The following is a 20,700-nucleotide window of genomic DNA, read 5'->3' on the forward strand; positions in this document are numbered from 1 at the left end:
TTGAAAAAAATTCTTATCCTGCGTTTCTCCCGCTGTATTTTGCCGGGATGTTCCGGCTGTTTTCTGTCTCTCAGTCATCATCATCCTCGTGGTAGGCGTCATCTTCCTCCTGCATTGCCGCAAGATCGTCTTCTGCCGCCCAAATACAATTTTCCAGATAGCGCTGGTATCTCTGCTGCGCTTCCAATGCCCGCGCAGAGAATTCTTCCGTTTTTTGTCGCATCCGTGCCCGCAGGCTCTCTTCAACCGGATAGGCTCTTTCATCCTGTTCTTCTCCCGCGTGTCCGCTCGCCGCAAGTGTACGGATGCGCTGCCCCAGTTGTCCGTTATCCCGCAGCGCTCTTTGCAGCACATGCAAATCCCGCTCACAGTCGCGAATATCGCTACAACGACAGCTCATGCTTTCCTTCCTCCTCTCTGAATCATCGTCCCGAGTGCTCGGTCAAAGTCCTCTGCCGTGTGGTTGACTTCGTCCAGCTGTGCGAGCAGCGATTCAAAAATATCCGAGAGCTGTGAAGCCTGCGCGGTCGAGCGCTCCGCAGCTGCCCGATAGGCACTCTGCATGTCTCCCGTGAACATCTGCGCGAGGTCTTCATCTACCGCTTGAACCCCATCCCAAATTTCCCGCAATTCTTCTCCGAGTAAGCCCCACTGATCGTGCAGCAATTGCAAAGCCTCATGGCGTAACTCTATTTTCATGGCCTTCCCCCTCAGCTCTCCGCAGCCGTAAACGCCTCACAAAAGCCTTCGGTTTCACTTTGCAGACACTGTCCTGCCTCAAGAGCAGCCTCGCCAAGCAAAGTCTGCTTCTCATCCAACGTAGCCTGCATGCCGTCCAGCGCCTGCTCAAAAAGCCGAAAGAGCCGCACAAACCCATCTCTTCCCTTGCCGCTCCAGACGCTCTGATCCATGCCGCGCTCCAGCGCCCGGATATCCCGCGCCGCGCAAGCGAGTCGGCGCTGCAGAACATGTGTCTTTTCCCGCGCCGCTTCGAGCTGCGGCAAATTCACATAGAGATCCATCTTCCCTCCTTTTACGATTCCGACGATGCAAACACTGTGCCTTCGTGAAACCCGCCTTCGTCATCATTGCCGGGCCAGAATTCGAGATACATGCGGATGTGCTCATTGCTCGCCTTCCACAATTCCGTCCGGTTATCCTCTCCCTCTTTGACAAGCGGGCCTCCGTGCCCCGCCCGGTACGAGAGCAGCAAAATATAGCTTTTTCGAAGCGGTTTATATTTGGCTTGCCCAAGCTTCGCGCGAATGCTCTCATAGGCAAACAGCTCCTCCCGGTTAAATCGGTCTTTGCGGTAATTTGCCTTTCGCAGGATGTCGTCCAATGTCCAACCGGTATTGACGCCCATTTTTTTGAGCGGCAATTTCAGCACCGCGCGATAAATCTCGTCCTGCGTCTTCTGTTTCTCCGGATCCGCATAAGCCTCTCTCCGGAGTGCCCAGAGATCCGGCATATAATTTCCGGCTCTCCACTCGGCCCTGCACGCTTCCCCGCGCTGCGGATTGCAGGTCACCACAGCCTTGCAGAGGCAGTTGCCGTCATACTGTCCCTGCGCTAACACTTCTGCCATGTCGGCGGCACCGAATTGCTCGTCGTCGACATAATAGAGCAGCAGATTCACACCGAGGTCTCGTGCCTTCAGGAGTTTCCCGAGTTTTTGGATATCCTGCTTCTTTTCCTTTTCGTCTTTTCTCACCAGCGCGATGATTTCCTGCTCGTCGACAAGCTGCATATAGGTCTCAAAGCTCGTATCGCCGTCGATTTCTTCGTCGGTCCAGATGTAGGCAACCGGCTCTGCAACCAGTTTCACATGGTCCGCACCGTAAACTTCGGCCAACAGATTTTGATACTCTGTCTCAACCCGTTCGCGATACACAAAGGACATATAGTTATCCTGTTCCCGCAACGGATTCCCACTGTAATAAACATTGACCAGCTGATTGGTCCCGGCATACCTCTTTGTCTGAAAGGTCGCGGAAAGGGCAGTATGAGGCGCTGTCTTAGGCGTATACTCTGCCTCATAATAAGATGTCAGTGTGTCGCCGTATTTCGCGTATTTCCGGGACAGATAGTCGGCCGTCTGCCCTTTCGCCGCTGTGAGCGCCGCCGAAATCCGCTCATCGGTCTGTACCGCAGCTGTGTCCTTTGGCTGCTTCACCGTACCGCAGCCTCCCGCTGTGCACAAAAACAGCGCCGCCATTGTCAAGGCGACGCCTCTCTTCCATCCCTGCGCGCAGTTCTTTCCCATTCCGCTTCCCCTTTCAACCATCTGCCTTTCGGTCCGGTCTCTCTCGTTTTGCTCATACGGCGCAATCACTCTTCTGTTTATTTCCCGAAATTCATTCGTAATCTTGTACTATTGAATCTGTTTTATATCAACATTCTATGGCTTTTATTTACTTTAGTCAAGCTTATTCCCGCTTCCGTAAGCCGTCTGCGTTGACTTTCCACGGCTTTCCCGCTATTCTGACAATAAAAAAAGGATATTTTCACAATATGATGCGAGCAGCAACTTATGTCTCTCCCGTGCAGGCTGTCGCCGCCGTGCGGGACGGTGATTATATCGACTACGGTTTCGGCGGCAGTTTTCCCGAACTTCTGGACAACGCGCTTGCCGCGCGCACAGGTTCCGTCCGCCATGTGACCGTGCGCGGCGGTCTGGTCATCGCTCCGAAAATTGCAGTCCTCGAGGCCGATCCGGAGGGACAGTCCTTCCGCTATGAGAGCATTCACCTCGGCGACTACGAGCGGAAACAGTACCGCGCGGGGCGCATTACCTTTGTGCCGATTGCCCTCCGCCTGGTTCCGTTTTTATACCGCCAGGGCAAATTCCGCTCGGATGTCGCCTTTGTCCCGGTATCCCGCCCAGATGCCGACGGCAATGTGAGTCTCGGCACAGGCTGCTACCTCTGGAAGACCATCATCGACTGCGCAAGGACGGTCATCTTTGAGATCAACGAACACCTTCCCTTCCTGCCGGGTGTGGACGGCTCCAACCTCTGCCGCCTCGATGAAGCAGATATGATAGTCGAGGGCACACACGCGCCGCTGGCCGAGCGCACTTACCGCGCGCCTTCGGAGATTGACCGAAGAATTGCGGAGCTCGTGGTGAACGAGATTCCGGACGGCGCCGTACTCTCGCTCGGCGTCGGCACGGTTCCGTTTGCGATTGCCTCTGCCCTCGCGGACTCCGACAAAAAAGACCTCGGCTGCCACACCGGCACCATCAGCGACGCCTATCGGAAGCTGTATCTCGCGGGTAAGCTCACGAATGCAAGAAAGGAGTTCGACACCGGGCGCAGCAGCTTTAATCTCGCGATGGGCAGCTCTGACTTTTACGACTGGCTCCGCGAGAACCCGGACTTGTTCCGCCCCGACTCGATCGACTACATCCACGACCCGGCGCGCATCGGGAAACTGAGCCGTGTCATCAGCATTAACGGCGGCGTACAGGTGGATCTCATGGGGCAGGAGAACGCCGAGTCGGCAAACGGCATGCAGCTCTCGGGCATCGGCGGCCAGATGGACTTTCTCGAGGGCGCGTTCCGCTCGGCGGGCGGCTGCGGCTATATCTGCATCAATTCCTCCCGCCTCACAAAGGACGGCGTCCGGAAGTCGAACATACTCCCCTTTATTCCGGGCGGCAGCACGGTCTCCGCACCGCGCACGCTGATTGAGGCAATCGCAACCGAGTACGGCATTGCGCATCTCGCGGGCAAGAGCCTCGCCGAGCGACGCGAGGCCATGATTGCGATTGCACACCCCGACTTCCGCGATGCACTTCGCCTTGAAAAACCGGATCTCTCGCTCTTTCTCTGACGCGGGCGCAAAGGAACCGTGCTCATGAATTTCAATTTACTGCTGATTACACTGATTATTTTTTCCTGTATCTTCTTCAATAAAATCTCGTTCCGTTTCGGCATTCCGACTCTCTTTGTCTTTATTCTCCTCGGAATGGCCTTCGGAAGCGACGGCTTTGCGCGCATTTCCTTCAATAACTTTGCGCTCTCGGAGACGGTTTGCTCCGTCGCCCTGATTTTTATCATGTTTTACGGCGGTTTCGGCACCAACTGGAAAATGGCGCGCCCGGTGGCGCGCCAATCCGTACTGCTGTCGACGGCGGGCGTGTTTCTGACCGCTCTCTTTCTCGGGCTCTTCCTCTTTCTCTTGCTTCGGCGCGAGCTCTGGCTCTGCTTTCTGACCGGCTCAACCCTCGCCAGCACGGACGCGGCCTCCGTCTTCTCGGTGCTCCGCTCCCGGAAACTTGACTTAAAAGAGAATACCGCCTCGATTCTGGAACTCGAGAGCGGCAGTAACGACCCGATTGCCTACATGCTGACACTGGTCTGCCTCTCCTTTCTGACCGGCAAAGCCGATGTCGGCAGCATACTCCGCCTCTTGACCGCGCAGCTTGTCTTCGGCATCGCAATCGGCGTGCTCTGCGGCCTTCTGTCCTACCGCATTTTAAAGAGCGTTTCCTTTGAGGTAGACGGTTTCGACGTTATCTTCATCGCGGGCATTGCGCTCTTTTCCTATGCGCTCTCCGCGGCGCTCGGCGGCAACGGCTATCTCTCGACCTACCTGACCGGCATCATCCTCGGAAATGTGAAAATGAGCGGCAAGAAGAACATTGTCCACTTCTTTGACGGCTTGACCGGCCTCATGCAGATAGCGGTCTTTTTCCTGCTCGGCCTGCTCGCGACGCCCTCGCTGCTCCCGGGTGTTCTGGTCTCCGCGGTCTCGGTGTTTCTGTTCCTCACCCTGATTGCGCGCCCGCTCGCGGTGAAACTCCTGCTTCTGCCGTTTCGCGCGAGCAAGGGACAGAGCCGCCTCATTTCCTTTGCGGGACTCCGCGGAGCCTCCTCGATTGTCTTTGCGATTATGGCGGTGCAGACCTTAAAGAGCGACACGCGCTTTTTCCACATTATCTTCTTTGTCGTTCTCTTGTCTCTCCTGGTGCAGGGCAGTCTCCTGCCCTTTGCAGCGCGGCGCTTCGATATGATTGACTTAAGCAACGATGTCATGAAGACCTTCACCGACTACAGCGAGGAGCTACCGGTGCAGTTCATTCAGCTCACACTCGCCGAGGACAATGAGTGGGTCGGGAAACGCATTTTCGAGCTTTCCCTGCCGCTCCAGTTCCTGTTTCTTCTCATTGTGCGCGGCGAGCAAAAGCTGATTCCGAAGGGCAGCACACTGCTGGAAGCAGGCGACTCTCTGATTCTCTGCGCCCCCGCGGTGCAGACGAAAAACGCCATGCAGCTCTCGGAGATTGAGATTGACAAGTCGAGCGAATATCTCCACAGCCATATTCGAGACATAAATTTACCGCGCGGAGAGATTATTTTCCTCATCCGGCGCGGTAATCAAAGTATTATTCCGAACGGTCAGACCGAAATTCTTGAGGGCGATACCCTGATGCTGACGCGCCTCAAAGAGAAGGAGCGCTCGCCTCACTCACCGTCAAGAGTTCTGACATCAGGGCAATGAGCCCGACCCGGTAGCCTGCTGCGGAGAAAATCGCGCAGTCACGGCCGCGACGCAAAATGCTGAGCGGCAACTGACCGGGTTCCAGGAAGAGCTTGCGAGCCAGGACTTCCTCCTTGGCATCGTAATCCTCCGGGCAGGAAAATGCCTCGGGGAACAGGCTCTTCAGTGTCTTACAACTTCCTCTCTCTGCCGCGGCTACCTCTCTGAGGTAGAAGCGCAGGGAGAGTTTTTTTTGCGCGCAGAGCGCCTTTAGAGACTCTGTCTCCGCGAGAATTTCATTTGCGATGTGCTCACTCGGCTCTTCGCCCGGCGCCAGGAAGAACTCCATGGTAAACGGGGTCTCGTAAGCCTGCCCGCCGATTTCCGGAATGACAATCTTTCCGAGCAATTCCTCTGCCGTCACCTCCGGGAAGCTGAGCAAATGCGTTTTTTCTTCGCCGCCTGCGAGCGCAAAGGCCACGCGCTTTCCGTAGGCATTGCCGTTCGGCAGGCGCTTCTCGGTAAAGAGCTCATACTTGCCGTCCGGCAGAAGCAGCGTGAGCGTATTCTCTTCCCACTGCTTCTTTTCAAAATCCAGTTCCTTTCCGTCTCGGTAGAGCGTCCAGTGCTGTTCGTAGCGGAGCTCTCCCTCCGGCTTTTGAAGCGTGAGATGATTTCTCGCCGCATCCACCTCGCGGAAGGGGCGGAAGTCGCCGTCCGCAAAGAAGAGCGGTGCGCCGTCCTCATTTCTGAGTTTCACCGGAATGCCGCTGCCTCTTAGGCGGCGGAGTGCCGAAAGGATCTCCGCATCACTCAAGTTTTCGCTCGCAAGGCGTGCGCCGAGCATCTTCTGCTCGGCTGCACTGAGTTCCGCTTCGCCGCGGAAACGGCAGAGCGGCTCAAGGCCAAAGCGCTCCGGGAGTACGCCCTCCAGAAAGGCGCGCGCCGTGAGCGTTCCGACCTGCCGCATGGCAGCCTGAAACTCTGTCTCAAGCAGTTCTTCTCTTACGTCTATCCTGTCTTTTTCGGAGAGCGAAGCCACAAAGGCATTCCGATACATGCGCTCTTCCTGCGATGTCGCTCGCTCCAAAAAGGCACGCGTGCGGTCGCGGCGTGCAGCGCGCTTTGCCTTAAGCTTTTCATTGCAGCGCACATACTTTTCGCGGCCGAGTGCCTGCTCTTCCGCGGTCTGCTTGGGCGCGCTGCGGCTGCCGTTCGGCGCAAAGAAACGGAATTCTTGCTCTTCTGCCTCTTCTTTGCAGTCGCACTCCGCAATGCGCAGATCTCCCGCGCGGAGGTCAGCCATGACAGCCTTATTCTTGCCCGGGTGACGGAAGCGGACATACACACTGCCCTTTCCGAGGGAAACGGTCTTTTCGACACCCGCCTCCGGCTTGTACATTGAGATGGGGCGTATGCCCGCGCTGTTTAGGAGGCAAAGCTCCACGAGTTCCGCATCTTCCGCCTGAACGGTCAGTTTCACCGGATCCGCATAGCGCGCAAGCTGATTCAAGTAGAGGACACCGTTCTGACCGCCGAGTATCTCTTCTCCCGCGAGGGTTGCGCGGTCCAGCGCCGTGTCGGCCGCGGGTGTCAACGGATAATAGCGGGCGTGCACAAGCATGGCGCGCGCAGCCGCCGCAATGAACCAGCCGTTGTCATCCTTCTCCGTGGGCTCGCAGGCACCCGCAAAGTGCCAAGCGCCGTCCACCCAATACTCAACCCAAGCGTGATTGTCCTCGCAGTGCGCCCACCAGGGTGCATAGACCTGGCGCGCCGGAATGCCGACTGCGCGGAGCGCATTGACATAGAAGACCGACTCTTCACCGCAGCGCCCCTGCCCGGACTCCAAAAAGCCCGCCGCGGAAATGGTTCTGCTGTCGCTCGACACATAGCTGCCCTCGGAAGCGCAGGCATAGTTCACCGCGCGCGCAAGCGCTGCACCGCTCAGTGCCTCTTCGCCCTGTTCCGCCAAGTGAGCGGCAATGCAGTTTGCGAGCTTTTCCCGGACCGGGCGGAACTCCTCGTTGTTGACGCGCGGCAAAAGGACGTACTGGAGGAAATAGCTCTCCGGGAGTTCACGAACTGCCGCACGCTCACGGTAAAGCCTGAGCGTGGGGCGAAGGAAGGAGAGCAAAGTCTCGGGCGAGAAGTCATAGCCGCAGAGATCGCTCTCCGGAAGCAGCGCATAATAGTAGCGGAGCGCCGTTCTCTCACCGCTGGTCAGCGTTCCCGCAGCGGCAACACTCGCGCGGTAGCCCGCTCTCAGCCCTTCACACTTTTTGAGGCGCGCAAAGAAAGCCTCGTTGATTTCCCGCTCCGTATCCGCCGTGGGGTGCCAGTCCTCCGGATTCCGCTCGCGGTCAAGGCGCTCCAGCACTTCTCTTGCCGCTTTCACCTTTTCCGCAGAAGTATAGCTCCTACTGTACTCGCTGAAGCCCGGCAGCCCCATGGAGACGCCCTCTCGCCGGAACTGCATGGGACTCTCCCCGTTTACCTTGCCGGACATATGATACGAGAGAATCCCGGTCTCGCGGTAAAGCGCCTCGATTTTTTCCGCCGAGACACCGGAGCCCGCCATAAGCCGAAGGCTCTTTGCCTCCTGTGCGAGAGAGGCAAGGGCTACGACGCCCTCTTCAGCGGTATTTGCCTGACCGGAAGTAAGGATGCGCGCTATCCCGAGTTCCTCCGCTGTCCGAAGCGCCTCAAAGGGATCCTTACAGAGATCAAAGCAGCGGTGCAGGGTGACCGGTCTGCCGCCGCAGTGCTTCATGAGTTCCGCAATGCGCTCACGGTCCAAGCTTCCGTCGGGTTTCAGCATACCGAGCACAAACCCATCCGCCCCGGCCGCCTGAAAGCGCTCTGCCTCCGCCGCGAGCTCTCGGCACTCTTCCTCCGTATAGCAGAAATCGCCGAAACGCGGACGCAGCATGACAAAGAGCGGCAGCGTGACCCGCTTTCTCAGTTCTGAAAATAAGCCGAAACTCGGCGTGACGCCACCTATCTCTAAGCTCCCGCAGAGTTCCAGACGGTCCGCCCCGCCTGCTTCCGCAGCAATGCCGGACTCCACGCTGTCCACGCAAACTTCAAGTTCAAATCCCCTATTCTCGTTCTCCTGCACTTCTTTTTCCTCCACCGGATGTTGTTAACGCAAGAACAGGAAAAACAACGCGAGTATCCCGGCAATCACCACCACGGCGCCTGCCAGTAAGCTCACACCGAAACCGATAATCCCGATTGCCGCGAGCAGTATGTAGCCGATCACGCCAAAGGTAAGGCTGAGCGCCTTACCGATAATACGAAACAGAAGACCCGTGCACTTTAAGATGAGCCACATGAGCAAAGCAAAAATTAAAAACGGCATATATCCTCCCTTCTCTTACGACTCCAGAAATTTCATATTCGGCCAGAGCTTTCTGACCCTTTCTTCCGGATAGTAGCGGTCTATAAATTCCTCCACGACGTTTGCCGCCTCGGGCTTTGTAAGCCTCGCGTTGGCGCGCACCATGACGGCCGCCGTGACCAGCATATCACAAGTTAGGAATATCGCGATGCCCCAACTGAGCACCAGGCCGAGTACCGGTGTGATTTTCTCAATCTGCGCGGAAATCGGCGGGTACGCGTAGCGGAGCCAGACAACCGAGAGCAAGCCCCAGAATACCATAAAGGGCACATTGGTTCTCCCGTCTATATTCAGCGGGATATGACTGTAATCCCAAAACTTCATGCCGAAAAAGGCCTCGGTAAAGACCGAACAGAGATACTCAAAGGCACCGCCGAAGAAGAAGCCGGCAAAGAATATGCTCAAATTATTTTTCTTCTCGACACGGGATAAGACCAGCGTCAGGACGACCGCCCCAAGTCCCCAGACAATGCTAAACGGCCCGAGCACCAGACTGGAGCGCCGCATCCAAACGCCCGCCGTAAAATAGACATAGAAGGTCTCGATGACATCGCCGATCAGAGCACAGAGAAACAGCATCCAGACCAGTTTTCCGAAGCTGATACCCTCCGCAAAGACCACGCCCTGCGCGCGGAGTTCCCGCTCTGCCGCCTCAATGCCGCCGCTTTCGGTCTGCCGGAGTGAGGGATACACGCGGTATACCCTGTCCCAGAGATGCTCGGACAGCCGTTCACCGAGTTTTTTCTTATGCATCTGCAAAAATTGCCGTTCCGCGGAGTCCGCGACATAACGCGCCAAAACAGCCACCAGCACGAGGTCACTAAGTAAAACGAACATCAACACCCCGGCAATGATGCGCAGCGCGAGTACAGGCAGCAGAGAAATGAAAGAAAAGAGCAAAGGCTGCACGACGATCAACAGGGATTCATAAATTGCGCTGAGCCCGAGCGCCCATAATAAGCGCAACATAAAATTAGGTCGCAGTTTGATTCTGCCTAGGGCAGAGCGCTTCTTTCGGAGCAAACGCTCCGCGAAGAACTCCGAAAGGTACCCGATTGCCAAGGTCTGCACCAAGCCGAACAAAAAGCGTGAGCGCTCCGGCATCTCCCCGCTGCTCACCAGAATTAAATTTGCCATGGCCGCACCGTGCGTTAGGAGCAACGGTAAATCCAGAATACCGCAGTTTACAAAGCGCTGTTTTTTGAGGCTGAAAAATAAAGTCTCAAGCACCCACGCCGCAAAGGCGTAAAAAAAGAAGTACAGCACCAAATCCGTGCCGCCGAATAATCTCATGCTTTTCCCTCACGACGCTCCCGGGGAGACGCCGCTGTCAAAAAAGCTGCGGCTTTGACCCCGCAGCTCTCTCTTATTTTTTCAGTACCAGACCGTCGTGGTACGCCTTGCCGACCACCGGCCCGATCACGCGGTAGCTCATGCTCGAAATGTCAAACATGATGGGGCGTAGCTTATCATAGTCCACTTTGCCGTCCGTTAAGACCGCTTCGTCCGCCTGCATCGCCACAATCTCGCCGACCAAAAGGCCGGTCTCATCGCTGTAACTTTTCACCTTGCACTCTAAGGTGACCGGGTACTCTTCAATAACGGGTGCGTTCACATGCGCGCTCTTTCTCACATGGCAGTCCGCTTGTTCGATCTTATTGATCTTATTGCCGCTCTCGATGCCGAAATAATCGGAGATGACCACCGTGCTCTCGGTTGCAAAGGCGACCGTAAAGCCGCCCGTCTTCTTCAAATTATCCGTGGTCTTATGCTTTGCGAGCTGGATGGTAATTTCCCCGTAGTCACTCTGCATGCCCCAGGCTGCATTCATTGCGTTCGGAACACCGTTCTCATCGTAAGTTCCGATAATAAATACGGCCTCCGGTGTGATAATCGACTGTTTTGCACTGAATTCCCGCTGCATACGCCTTTCCTTTCCGAGCGCCCGACATGGGCTTCTCTCAGCCTGTTATAGCAGGTCTATCACAATCTTGCAATGCGAACCGCCCGCGCACACGCGCTAGCATGGTCTCAAGATCCAGCACGCCGCGCGCAAAACCGCGGCGCACGAGTTCCTCCGGTACATAGCAGTCAAACTTTTCAAAGACCGGGACCTCGCGCTCGTAGAGCAACTCTTCCGGCGCAAAGTCTTTTTGGGCCTCGTCGAGCAAAATCTCAAAGAACTCCTCTTCCCCGACCTCCATTGAAAAGATCATATAATACGGCCGCGCGGAGGTGAAGCCCCTGAGACCGAGCCTATCCTTACAGCGCAGCTTTAAAAAGCGCTCCAGCGCGAGAAAGGCATAACTCCCAAGCCAGGGAAAGAGCGCCCATATTTTTTCACCGAGCGGCAAGAGCGAAGTCTTTTTAAGCCGCGTGCGCGCTGCCAGCGTTCGCGCTTCCAAAAGCCGCCCCGCCGCATTCCTCTGTAGATAGGGATAAATCTGCTCTTCCAGAAGCGCCTTCCGCATGCGCTCCAGAATGCGCGTTTCGATCGAGCCCGAAACATCGCCGAAGTACGCCGGAACCCTGCCCTTGATTAAGGTGCAGAGCACGGTGTGCGCCTTATGATCCACCTCGTCCACGGCCCAGACCCGCCCCGCAATCGCGATTTTTTCGCCCGCGGGCGGCGGCTTCACAATGGTTCCCAGGGTCTCGCTCCCGGTTCGCACCGTGTACTCCACATTCTCCTGAAAAACCGCATAGAACTTATGATTGTTCACCACACGCTCTCCCGCGATGCCGATGATGAGCCCGCCTTCCGCCGTGCGGTTGATGTGATCGATGCGGAGTAAATGCTGTAAGAGGAAGCCGTACTCCTCCTTCGAGATGCGTTCAAACGGCGTGAGCGTCAAGACGCGGAGCACAAGCTCCCGTGGTGTGAGTTCTCCCTCCGAGGCAAGTGTACTCATGGTCTGGTGGTAGAGGAGACTGTAGGGCAGACGCCGCGTGTCCGGCGGCTCCACATAGCGCTCCTCCGCGTAGAGCTGCACCAAGGCAATGCCCTGCAAAAGATACCAAGGAAAGGCCTCCGGAAGCGAAGCCCGCGCTTCGGCTGGCTCTTCCCGCATCACGAACCAGAGCTCCGCGGGGGCACCGCGCCGCCCCGTTCTGCCGAGCCTCTGCAAAAAACCGGAGACCGTAAACGGCGCATCGAGCTGAAAGGCGCGCTCCAGCCTGCCCACGTCAATGCCGAGCTCCAAGGTTGCCGTCGCGCAGATGCTCTTTAAGGAGTCCGCGCGCTGCATCTCCTCCTCCGCGCTCTCGCGGTAGGAGGCCGAGAGATTCCCGTGGTGAATGAGAAAACGATCTTGTTCTCGCATGGCCTCGCAGTACTGCCTTAACTCCTGACAGACCAGCTCGCACTCCTCGCGGGAGTTCGTAAAAATGAGGCACTTTTTGCCGGCGCTGTGGGCGTAAATATAGCCGAGACCGGGATCTGCCCCCCGCGGCGCGCTCTCTAACGCCCGGTCAAGCGGCAACGTGGGAAAGCGCGTATCCCCTGTGCCCGACTGCGGCCCCGTCTTCCAAAAGTGTTCGAGCGATAAGCGCCAGTGCTCCTTCCCGGGCTCCATGCGCGGAATCGCGGTCGCACGACCGCTCCCCGCGGCGAGCAGGCGCCCCACTTCCTTCGGATTGCCTATGGTCGCGGAGAGCCCCACCCGCCGCGGTCTGCAGCCCGAGAGCCGCATAAGACGCTCAATCAGGCAGAAGGTCTGCCGCCCGCGGTCCTGCCGAAGCAGCGCATGAATCTCATCGATCACAATAAAGCGTAAATCCGAAAAGAGAGTCGGAACCGCCGCCTTCCGATGGAGAAGCAGAGCTTCCAGCGACTCAGGCGTAATCTGTAAAATCCCCTCCGGGTGCTTGATAAGCCTCTCCTTTGCGCTCCGCGAGGCATCTCCGTGCCACTTGGTAACCCGTATGTCCGCGCGCTCGCAAAGCCGGTCGAGGCGCTCAAATTGATCGTTGATCAGCGCTTTCAAGGGTGCAATATAGAGCACGCCGACCGAGGTAGCGGGTTCCTCCGAGAGCAAGGTTAAAATCGGAAAAAAAGCAGCCTCCGTCTTTCCGGAGGCTGTGGCCGCTGAGAGCAGCAGGTTATCCCCGCTGTTAAAGAGCACATCTCCCGCCGCATTCTGCACGGCGCGGAGCGACTGCCAGCGCTCGCGGTAAATAAAGTCCTGAATGAAGGGCGCATAGCGCCGAAAGATATCCATGCTCTGTCCTCAAAAGGAAAAATCAAAGGGCGCATCGTCCCCGCCGCCGGTTTTCCTTAACTCGCTCGCAACACTCTCTAACGCCTCGCCGCTCTCTTCCGGCTTAAGCAACTGCTCCATGCTGCTCTCCGGTTCCCGATGCAGCGCGTCCAGTAGAAAAATAAAGTCGCGCGTCATCTCCCGCGGTGTAATCTGTGCGCTCGCCCCGACCCTCGCATAGCAAGTCCGCACAAAGAGTTCCAATTCGTCGGTGCGGAAACACCGTGCATCCCCGTAGAGTGCCGCATGCATGTCGGAGAGCTTCTCCGTAAGCACCAGCATCTCCTCCGGCGTGAGCGCCTCGAGGCGGAGCACCGGCGAAAATAAATCTTTGCTTCCCGCCCGGGAAAAGCGGCTCTCCGCAAGCCGCGAAGAAAGTGCCTCGTAGCTAAAGAGACCGCGGCGCTTATCCTCGAGTGCCTCCGGCGTCGCTCCCATCCAGATTCCGATGTGCTGCGCCTTCCCCTGCATCATGTCGTTGTACATGGTGAGCAGCACCTCGTAGTTATACTGCCTTGCAATCGCATTCGGAATCTTACAGAGATTCGCCGCCTCATCGAGCAGAATCAGTGTGCCCGCATAGCCCGCGCGGCGAAAGAACTGCGAGAAGAGTTTGATGTAATCGTACCAGTTCTCATCGCTCACAATGAGGTTGATGCCGAGCGCCTCCCGCGCTTCGCGCTTATTCTCATACTCCCCGCGAAACCACTTGAGTATCCGTTCTTTTCTCTCATCGTCGCCCTCCGCCCCCGCGAGATAATAGCCCCGCAGGAGCTTGGCAAACTCAAAGCCGTGCACCATGTCTTGCAGCGAATCGACCGCAGTCGCAATCTTTTTTTCGACCAGCGCAAAGAAAGCCCTGTCCTCCCGGAAGCCGCCCTGCTCCTCCGCAGCTGCCTGCTCCGCCTGAGAAACCCAGCGGTCTAAAATAAGACGCAGCGCGCCGCCCTCCGGTTTGGTCTTGGTCGCCAGATTCGCTATCAGCTCGCGGTAAGTCGCAAGCCCCTGCCCCTTGCTGCCCTGCAAACGCCGCTCCGGCGATAAATCCGCATCCGCAACCACAAAGCTCTGCTCAAAGACATAGTTCCGCATGGTCTGCAAGAGAAAGCTCTTGCCCGCGCCGTATTTTCCGATCAGAAAACGAAAGGAAGCGCCGCCCTCCGCAATGAGTTCCGTGTCGCGAAGCAGCGCCGCAATCTCCTCCTTCCTCCCGACCGCAATGTACGGCAGGCCGACGCGCGGCACCACGCCGCTCTGCAGGGAATTTAAAATTGCCTGTGCAATGCGCCGCGGCACGGCGCGTCCCGTCTCACTCATCCTCTGTCTCCCACAATAATGTCTCAATCTCTTCCCGGTAATCCGGCACGAGGAAGAGTTCCTCACCCTCGGACGCAAGGCAAATATCTTGAAAACAATCATACAGCTTCTCGTTGACCCGCTCGGCAAAGAGGCTTGTCAAACAATGCGCCGCGCGCAGTTCCGCGCGCACGCTCTCCCCGCGAAGCAAGGCCGCAAGGCAGCGGCGTTCGAGCGCATCCAACATTTCTGTTCTTTCCGCTTGGTCTCTTTGCTTCGTTTCGCTTCTGTTCGCAAGCTTTGCACCGGCCGCCGCAAGGCGAATCCCCTCTATCTGCCGCGATGCGCCTTGTTGTCCCTGTTTGCCCTCTCCGCTCGCATTACTCTCTGCGGTGCCTGTCTGCTTGCAATCCTCGCCGTTCATACGCTCCGCTAAGCCGGAGCCCTTCTCCGCAGGAAGCTTCTGCGCTTCCCGCCGCCGCAGTTCTTCCCGCTCGGCCCCGGTCTCTGCCTCCGTGAGCAGGGCCGCCGTTGTGACTGCGGCCGCCGCGCGTATGTCCGCGAGCTTTTCCCGCCGCACGGGGACCGCCGCAAGCTTTTGCGCCGCCTCCATAGCCTCACAACTTTCAAAGGCACGCGAAAAGGACTCTTGCAGCGCGGCATCCTGTGTCGCAGACGCGGTTTTCGAAGCCTTGCCGCGCAAATAACGAACGCGAAGCGCTGTATCCGCCTCTTTTAAAAAGGCAAAGAAGCGCTTGCTGTCAAACTGCTGCCGCAAGTAGCTGTATTCCGTAAAGCCGTTTCCCGTCGCCGCGAAACTGCGCAGCTCATTCAGTTGATAGGAAAACGCTTGTCCCGCGTTCTCGCAGACCGCATTAAGCCGCGGCGCATCCGAAAAGGGCTTCCACTCGCGCATGCGCATGTTTCCGAAGCAGGCCGCAAATAAAAGCGGCGCACAGCTTCTCCAGATTGCGGCATAGTAAAACGCTGCCTTGTCCCCGAGTCCCTTGACGCTCCGCGCTTCTGTTAGCTTCTTGCCGCCTAACTCCGCAAGTGCCGCAAAAACGGCTTCATCGCTCTGCTTCTCCGGCTCCCGCAGCACGGTGAGCGCCTCGTCCCAATGCCTGAGCGCGGGGTTTTCATACGCCCGCACGCGCGCCGCATCCACACGGTTTAACACCGCGTACTCAAAACGCCAATTTTTAAAATTCCGCTGCAGAGCCTCGCTCCCGTGCCCCGCAGAAAAAAAAGCAGACGCAAAGGCATCCATGCAATCAAGCGCCTCGGCAGCATTCGCCGCGCCGACCCCCAGCATGAGTTCGCTGAGATAGAGATACACAAAGGCATCGCAGTGTGCAGAGACCTCTCCTCGCCGTAGCGCCGCGCGCCAAGTGAAATAACCGCGGAGCTCGTTCGGCGTCAAATCGCGATACTCCGGCTGATAGAGAGGGACCGTGCCCGCAAAGGGGCTATTGTCCTCATAGTCCTCCATGGCACGCGCCGCAGAGAGAAAGTCCTCACAGGCGTAGATTGCCTCTATCCGCGCCGGAAGCTCGCTACGCCCCGGTATAGCCGTCTCACGGTAATACCCTTCCACCTTCTCTGCCTCTTCCTCCACTGCAAGATCAAACACATGTAACAGGAATGCTCGCTCCGTTTCCGCACCAAAGCGCACACCGAGCCAGCCCGGCATGCGAAAGCCCTGCGTGAGATAGTCCCGCGCAGGCAGCTCGCGAAACGCGCTGTACTTTAAATCACAGCGCTCCCTGATTCTTCCGCCCGCATCCCGCTCCCGCATGAGCAGCGCAATCCACTTTCCGCTTGCCGGAGAGACTAAGACCGAGAGTCCCGGCATCTCCCGCCACTTGTGCAGCTCTTCGATATGATGGCGCTCCCGCGCATAGCTAATGAGTTCCGACAGTCGCACAGCCCGTTTCTCCGAATGTATGTTCTGATTTCAGTGTAGTCAAAACATACGTTCTTGTCAAGTTTCGTCCTCAAACCAGGCGACTGCCCGCACCGGTGCACCGTCACTGTTTTCGAGCTTCAGCGGGAAACAACTGAAGGAAAAGAGTTCTTCGCCGCAGAGCCCCAGATTCTTGAGATTCTCGATGTTCACGATATCCTTCTCGCGGAACAGCTTCTTATGCCGCGGCAGTCCGGCATCCGCAATCGGGTCGAGGCCTATCACATCAAAACCGATGCCCTTATATGCGCCCCGAATTACGAAGTCGAGCGCCGCATCATTCAGACAGGGATAGTCGCCGAAATAGTTCTCGCTCCCCCAACGCTTGTCCCAGCCGAGGTAAAAGAGAAGAAAGTCCGCCTTCTCGGCCTTCTCCCCGTAGCGGGTGATGTGGGCAAGCGTAATCTCTTCCCCTTCCTTCAGGCTGCTGCAATCAATCACAAGTGCCTTGCCGATGAACTGCGACGCCGGGAATTCGTCCAGCGTGGTGCGCCCCGGAAAGAGGTGCGACGGCGGGTCCATGTGCGTACCCGTGTGCGTGGTCATCCTTAAAAGACTCTCCCGAAAACCATCCTTTTCATATACGCTCACCGCTGTGAGAGTCGGCGTCTCCGTGCCGGGATACACCGGCATGTTTTCTTTAATCGTGTGGCTTAAATCAATGACTCTCATTTCTTTCCCTCGTAACGTTCCAAGCGGTTCTTTTATTGGCGCAAGCGAGCACTTTGACTGCTTCCGCTCCTAAACTGAAGCGACAACGTGAACTGTCGGGACTCAGCTACACTGAATCTGACAGGAACGCAGAGTCTCCAGCGCCGCCGCATGTTTTTCCGGCGTCACACCGGCGCAGCAGGCGGGATCCACGGAAATCTTCACTTCCGGAAGCCACGCCTTTAAGAGCAGTGCGTTCGAAACCACGCAGATATCCGTGCAGAGGCCGATGAGTTCAAGTTCCACGCTCTCCCGCACCGCGCGCTCTTTCACAGCCGCTGCGAGTCCCGTCGAAGCAAAGGTACCCTTGTCGAAGATATGGTCTTTCGGAATCAACGCCGCGATTTCCGGATTTAGTTCCCAGCCCGCCGTCCCGCGAATACAGTGCTGCACCGGAAGATAGTGCCCCTCCTGCGTATTCAGATAGTCCTCGCCGTGCGTATCCCGCGTCGCAAAGACATCCTCCGGCGCATAGCCCTTGATTTTCTCTATAACCGCCGGGACTATGGCACGCGCCTCCGCCGTTCCGAGTGCGCCGTCGATAAAGTCTCGCTGCATATCTATAACCACTAAGATTTTCCGCATGATTCTCTCCTTTTATCTGTCAAAGCTATCCATTAAACCTTCAACGAAACAGTTAACCCGCAATGCCTAACAAATCTCGCTCCGTGCCTTAAAACACAGCGGCTCCGGCGAAACAGTTGTCCTCTTGATGCCTGTTATTCCGTTCTCCACTCTGCGGTCTCCGAAAGGGCACGCCGCGGCCCGGCAGCCGGTGCTTCCGCCGCATAGCCGAGCGCCAACAACGCGTAGAGCTCACTGTCTCCGCCCGCCTCCGCTCTTAACTCCGCCTGCGCAAAGAAACTGTCGCAAATCCAGAGACTGCCGATACCGAGCGCCGTCGCCTGCAGACACATGTTCTCGATGGCCGCACCGACCGACTGTGCCGCGCAGATTTCCGTGACCCGCTGGTCTAGCGTCATGGTCGCAGAGAGCGGCCGTGCAATCGGCGATGTGATTAGGATAACTGCTGCCGCCTCCCGCATCACCCGCAGGGTCTCAAATGCCCCGTCCAGATAGTGGCGCGTATCGGGCAGCATGGGGGAATGCCGCTCCCGCTCGATACCCGCCTCCATGGCCTTGCAGACCCGTTCCTTTGCCGCCCCCGTTGTCACGACGAAATGCCAGGGTTGCAAGTTCTTCGCCGAGGGTGCCATAGAACCCGCGTTCAAAATTTCCTCCACTTGCTCCTTGGAAAGCTCCGTCGGCAAAAAATGTCGTATACTCCGCCTCGCCTTGATTGCATCCACCATCATCATGCTCCTCCTAAATCAAATCATAGCATAGACAACGCACATGCGCGCGGGCAGATTGACAGCGCTTTTTTGCTTTGCTATACTCCCCTGAAATTTACGAGACACGCGGAGGACATATCAACACATGATAGAACGAAACGAAATACCGCTTTTTGAATATGATGCGACTTCCTCCGAAGTGATTCCGCCTGCGCATGAATTCGGAGACTGCCGCTTTCCGAAAAAGTGCCTTTTTGCCTTCCTCGGCGATACCATCCACCGCTACGCCGAGGCAAAGCATGCAGAAAAGCGCTGCGAATTTCGCACCGTCTCCGCCACCTACCCCATCTATGTGTTTGAGGAAAACGGCGAAGAAATCTGTCTTGCGCAGGCGCCGATCGGTGCGCCGCCCGCAAGTTCCCTGTTGGATGCACTGATTGCAAGCGGTTGTCACAAAATTCTGGCACTCGGCTCCTGCGGTGTGCTGGAAAGGCTCCCGGAAAATGCGTTTCTGGTTCCGACCCGCGCGCTGCGCGACGAGGGCAGCTCCTACCACTATCTGCCCGCTTCCCGCTATATCGAACTTGACAGCGCAGTGCTCACGGTCATAGAAAGCGTACTGAAAGCAGAAGGCCTCCCCTTTGTCCCCTGCACCACTTGGACCACGGATGCTTTTTACCGCGAGACCAAGGATATGGTCGCATACCGCCGAAACGAAGGCTGTCTCTGCGTCGAGATGGAGTGTGCGGCGCTCGCAGCCTGTGCCCGCCTCCGCGGCGCAAGCTTCGGACAGCTGCTCTTTACGGCCGACTCCCTCGCCTGCATCCATGACTACGACGCCCGTAACTTTGGGCGGGATGCGCACGAAGACGCCCTCTTACTCGGGCTGCGCATCTTGCGGGAGATGTAAACCGCGCCCCTATTTCGCTGACACAGAAAGGAGTTCCATGTCCGAGACCGCCGCGCTGAATGATGACTTTGCCTATGCCGTGCTCTCCGCCGTCGCGGAAATTCCGGAGGGCAAAGTTGCCACTTACGGACAAATTGCCCGCTTAATCGGGTATCCAAAAAACGCGCGCCTCGTGGCGCGCGTTCTCTCGCATGCGGACTATTACGGCGACTATCCCTGTCACCGTGTGGTAAATGCAAGCGGCCGCCTGGCCCCCGGCTGGGCAGCGCAGGCTAAGCTACTGCAGGAAGAAGGCGTTGCGTTAATCGACGCAACACATGTGTCCCTCCAAAAATATCAGTGGAGTATGTGACCCTTTTATCATACCTTCTGCATACAAGCAGACAAACACTTGCCTCAGTTCTTTCTGCCGAAGTTCTGAACCCAGTGCGGCGTTCCGTCCTGTGCCGAATAGCCGACGCCAATCGAATCATAATTCGGATTCAGAATATTGGCCCTGTGTCCGCTGGAATGCATCCAGGAATCCATAACCGAAGCCGGGTCCTGCTGGCCCATGGCGATATTCTCACCCCGATAACTGTAGCCTCCCGGATAAGCCGTATAGCACTTTGTGCCGTCCGGTCTGTCATGCGAGAACAGCGTTTCCAGTTCCTCCGCGCGTACATCTGCCGTATTCATCAGAGCTGTGTCCTTTTTGAGCGGCGAAAGTCCCTGCTTTGCTCTCTCCTGATTGACCAGCGCAATCACCTGATCCTCGTATTCTTCCGGAGAAGCCGAATCGTTTCCAGCATTCGAACGCTGCCAAGCGTCCGCATCATCTGCGGTCGTATCGGTATTGTCGGTGATGATTCGATTGACAGTCGTAGTCTGCCTATTTGACTGCGGCTGATATACACCGTTGCCATCGACATAATAACCGTCCGGCGTATAGCCGTTTGCAAGCATACGACCGCCATCCGTCGGGCTCAGATAATACCAGTTTCCGTTCACATTAACCCAGCCGACACGCATCGCACCGCTCTCGGTATCCATGTAGTACCAGCCGCCGCCATCCCGCACCCAGCCGGTCTCCATGTATCCGGCACTGTCCATACTGTACCAGGTGCCGTTGATTGAAAGCCAAGACGACTTCACATAGCTTCCGTTCGAGAGCTGATACCACCAGCCCCGACCGTCCCGATTCCAGCCGTAGTTGCCGGCAAAAACAGGCGTAGCCATGAGCATGGTGCCAAGTGCCACTGCCGCCGCAAGGAAAATGTTCTTCTTCATCTCTGCCCCCTGTTTTGAAATGATTGCTTAACTTTAAGCAATCTTAACAATTATCATTCTACTCATACGCCGAACAAATGTAAAGGCAGCCCCCTCCCTTGGCA

Annotated in this window: 19 protein-coding genes; 4 read left to right on the forward strand and 15 right to left on the reverse strand. The window is 57.0% G+C overall.

Going from position 1 to position 20,700, the window contains the following annotated elements; all coding sequences use genetic code 11:
• Positions 1-70 precede the first annotated feature (70 nt).
• Genes ACO4XG_RS00685 through ACO4XG_RS00700 form a run of 4 tightly spaced genes read right to left on the reverse strand, consistent with a single transcriptional unit; the run spans position 71 to position 2,266 of the window.
• A complete protein-coding gene (locus tag ACO4XG_RS00685) occupies positions 71-400 on the reverse strand; it encodes a hypothetical protein (RefSeq protein WP_308508890.1) in 330 nt (109 codons plus the stop codon).
• The gene (locus ACO4XG_RS00690) at positions 397-699 is read right to left on the reverse strand and encodes a hypothetical protein (protein ID WP_308508889.1); all 303 of its coding nucleotides are present in this window, start codon (positions 697-699) and stop codon (positions 397-399) included. The genes ACO4XG_RS00685 and ACO4XG_RS00690 overlap by 4 nt, the downstream gene beginning before the upstream one ends.
• Before the next feature lie 11 nt (positions 700-710).
• Positions 711-1,022 carry a hypothetical protein gene (locus tag ACO4XG_RS00695; protein ID WP_308508888.1) on the reverse strand — a complete coding sequence of 104 codons (312 nt, stop codon included), beginning with the start codon at positions 1,020-1,022 and terminating at the stop codon, positions 711-713.
• A gap of 11 nt (positions 1,023-1,033) precedes the next feature.
• The gene (locus ACO4XG_RS00700) at positions 1,034-2,266 is read right to left on the reverse strand and encodes a hypothetical protein (protein WP_485129627.1); all 1,233 of its coding nucleotides are present in this window, start codon (positions 2,264-2,266) and stop codon (positions 1,034-1,036) included.
• Positions 2,267-2,514: 248 nt separating this feature from the next.
• Between ACO4XG_RS00700 and ACO4XG_RS00705 the strand changes: the two genes are divergently transcribed.
• Both ACO4XG_RS00705 and ACO4XG_RS00710 read left to right on the forward strand, forming a co-directional pair.
• Positions 2,515-3,837, forward strand: coding sequence for an acetyl-CoA hydrolase/transferase family protein (locus tag ACO4XG_RS00705; protein WP_308508886.1), 1,323 nt, complete (start codon positions 2,515-2,517; stop codon positions 3,835-3,837).
• 24 nt (positions 3,838-3,861) lie between these two features.
• Positions 3,862-5,508, forward strand: a complete 1,647-nt coding sequence (locus ACO4XG_RS00710) for a potassium/proton antiporter (protein ID WP_308508885.1) — start codon at positions 3,862-3,864, stop codon at positions 5,506-5,508.
• On the opposite strand, the gene ACO4XG_RS00715 is transcribed toward ACO4XG_RS00710, so the two are convergent.
• From ACO4XG_RS00715 to ACO4XG_RS00760, 10 genes are all read right to left on the reverse strand, one after another.
• Positions 5,450-8,608, reverse strand: coding sequence for a copper homeostasis protein CutC (locus tag ACO4XG_RS00715; protein WP_308508884.1), 3,159 nt, complete (start codon positions 8,606-8,608; stop codon positions 5,450-5,452). The genes ACO4XG_RS00710 and ACO4XG_RS00715 overlap by 59 nt on opposite strands.
• A gap of 24 nt (positions 8,609-8,632) precedes the next feature.
• On the reverse strand, positions 8,633-8,851 hold the full coding sequence (locus tag ACO4XG_RS00720) for a hypothetical protein (protein ID WP_308508883.1): 219 nt from the start codon (positions 8,849-8,851) through the stop codon (positions 8,633-8,635).
• Positions 8,852-8,866: 15 nt separating this feature from the next.
• On the reverse strand, positions 8,867-10,183 hold the full coding sequence (locus ACO4XG_RS00725) for a putative ABC transporter permease (protein ID WP_308508882.1): 1,317 nt from the start codon (positions 10,181-10,183) through the stop codon (positions 8,867-8,869).
• A gap of 73 nt (positions 10,184-10,256) precedes the next feature.
• Entirely contained in the window at positions 10,257-10,814 is a 558-nt protein-coding gene (locus tag ACO4XG_RS00730) for a flavin reductase family protein (RefSeq protein WP_308508881.1), read from the reverse strand.
• Positions 10,815-10,851: 37 nt separating this feature from the next.
• The gene (locus ACO4XG_RS00735) at positions 10,852-13,110 is read right to left on the reverse strand and encodes a DEAD/DEAH box helicase (RefSeq protein ID WP_308508880.1); all 2,259 of its coding nucleotides are present in this window, start codon (positions 13,108-13,110) and stop codon (positions 10,852-10,854) included.
• 9 nt (positions 13,111-13,119) lie between these two features.
• Positions 13,120-14,466, reverse strand: coding sequence for an ATP-binding protein (locus ACO4XG_RS00740; protein WP_308508879.1), 1,347 nt, complete (start codon positions 14,464-14,466; stop codon positions 13,120-13,122).
• Positions 14,459-16,372, reverse strand: a complete 1,914-nt coding sequence (locus tag ACO4XG_RS00745; protein ID WP_308508878.1) for a TerB N-terminal domain-containing protein — start codon at positions 16,370-16,372, stop codon at positions 14,459-14,461. The genes ACO4XG_RS00740 and ACO4XG_RS00745 overlap by 8 nt, the downstream gene beginning before the upstream one ends.
• Positions 16,373-16,429: 57 nt before the next feature.
• The gene (locus ACO4XG_RS00750) at positions 16,430-17,083 is read right to left on the reverse strand and encodes a cyclase family protein (RefSeq protein ID WP_308508877.1); all 654 of its coding nucleotides are present in this window, start codon (positions 17,081-17,083) and stop codon (positions 16,430-16,432) included.
• 102 nt (positions 17,084-17,185) lie between these two features.
• Positions 17,186-17,707 carry a cysteine hydrolase family protein gene (locus ACO4XG_RS00755; protein WP_308508876.1) on the reverse strand — a complete coding sequence of 174 codons (522 nt, stop codon included), beginning with the start codon at positions 17,705-17,707 and terminating at the stop codon, positions 17,186-17,188.
• Positions 17,708-17,841: 134 nt separating this feature from the next.
• Positions 17,842-18,438, reverse strand: coding sequence for a nitroreductase family protein (locus ACO4XG_RS00760; RefSeq protein WP_485129628.1), 597 nt, complete (start codon positions 18,436-18,438; stop codon positions 17,842-17,844).
• 124 nt (positions 18,439-18,562) lie between these two features.
• Here ACO4XG_RS00760 and ACO4XG_RS00765 point away from each other — a divergent pair, with 124 nt between their 5' ends.
• Together ACO4XG_RS00765 and ACO4XG_RS00770 are read left to right on the forward strand one after the other, a co-directional pair.
• Complete coding sequence (locus ACO4XG_RS00765; protein ID WP_308508874.1) at positions 18,563-19,327, forward strand: nucleoside phosphorylase; 765 nt, start codon at positions 18,563-18,565, stop codon at positions 19,325-19,327.
• Between the two features lie 37 nt (positions 19,328-19,364).
• A complete protein-coding gene (locus ACO4XG_RS00770) occupies positions 19,365-19,679 on the forward strand; it encodes an MGMT family protein (protein WP_308508873.1) in 315 nt (104 codons plus the stop codon).
• A gap of 44 nt (positions 19,680-19,723) precedes the next feature.
• On the opposite strand, the gene ACO4XG_RS00775 is transcribed toward ACO4XG_RS00770, so the two are convergent.
• Positions 19,724-20,596 (reverse strand): CAP domain-containing protein, encoded by an 873-nt coding sequence (locus ACO4XG_RS00775; protein ID WP_308508872.1) that lies wholly within the window; start codon positions 20,594-20,596, stop codon positions 19,724-19,726.
• Positions 20,597-20,700: the final 104 nt, after the last annotated feature.

Source organism: Stomatobaculum sp., assembly GCF_057248925.1.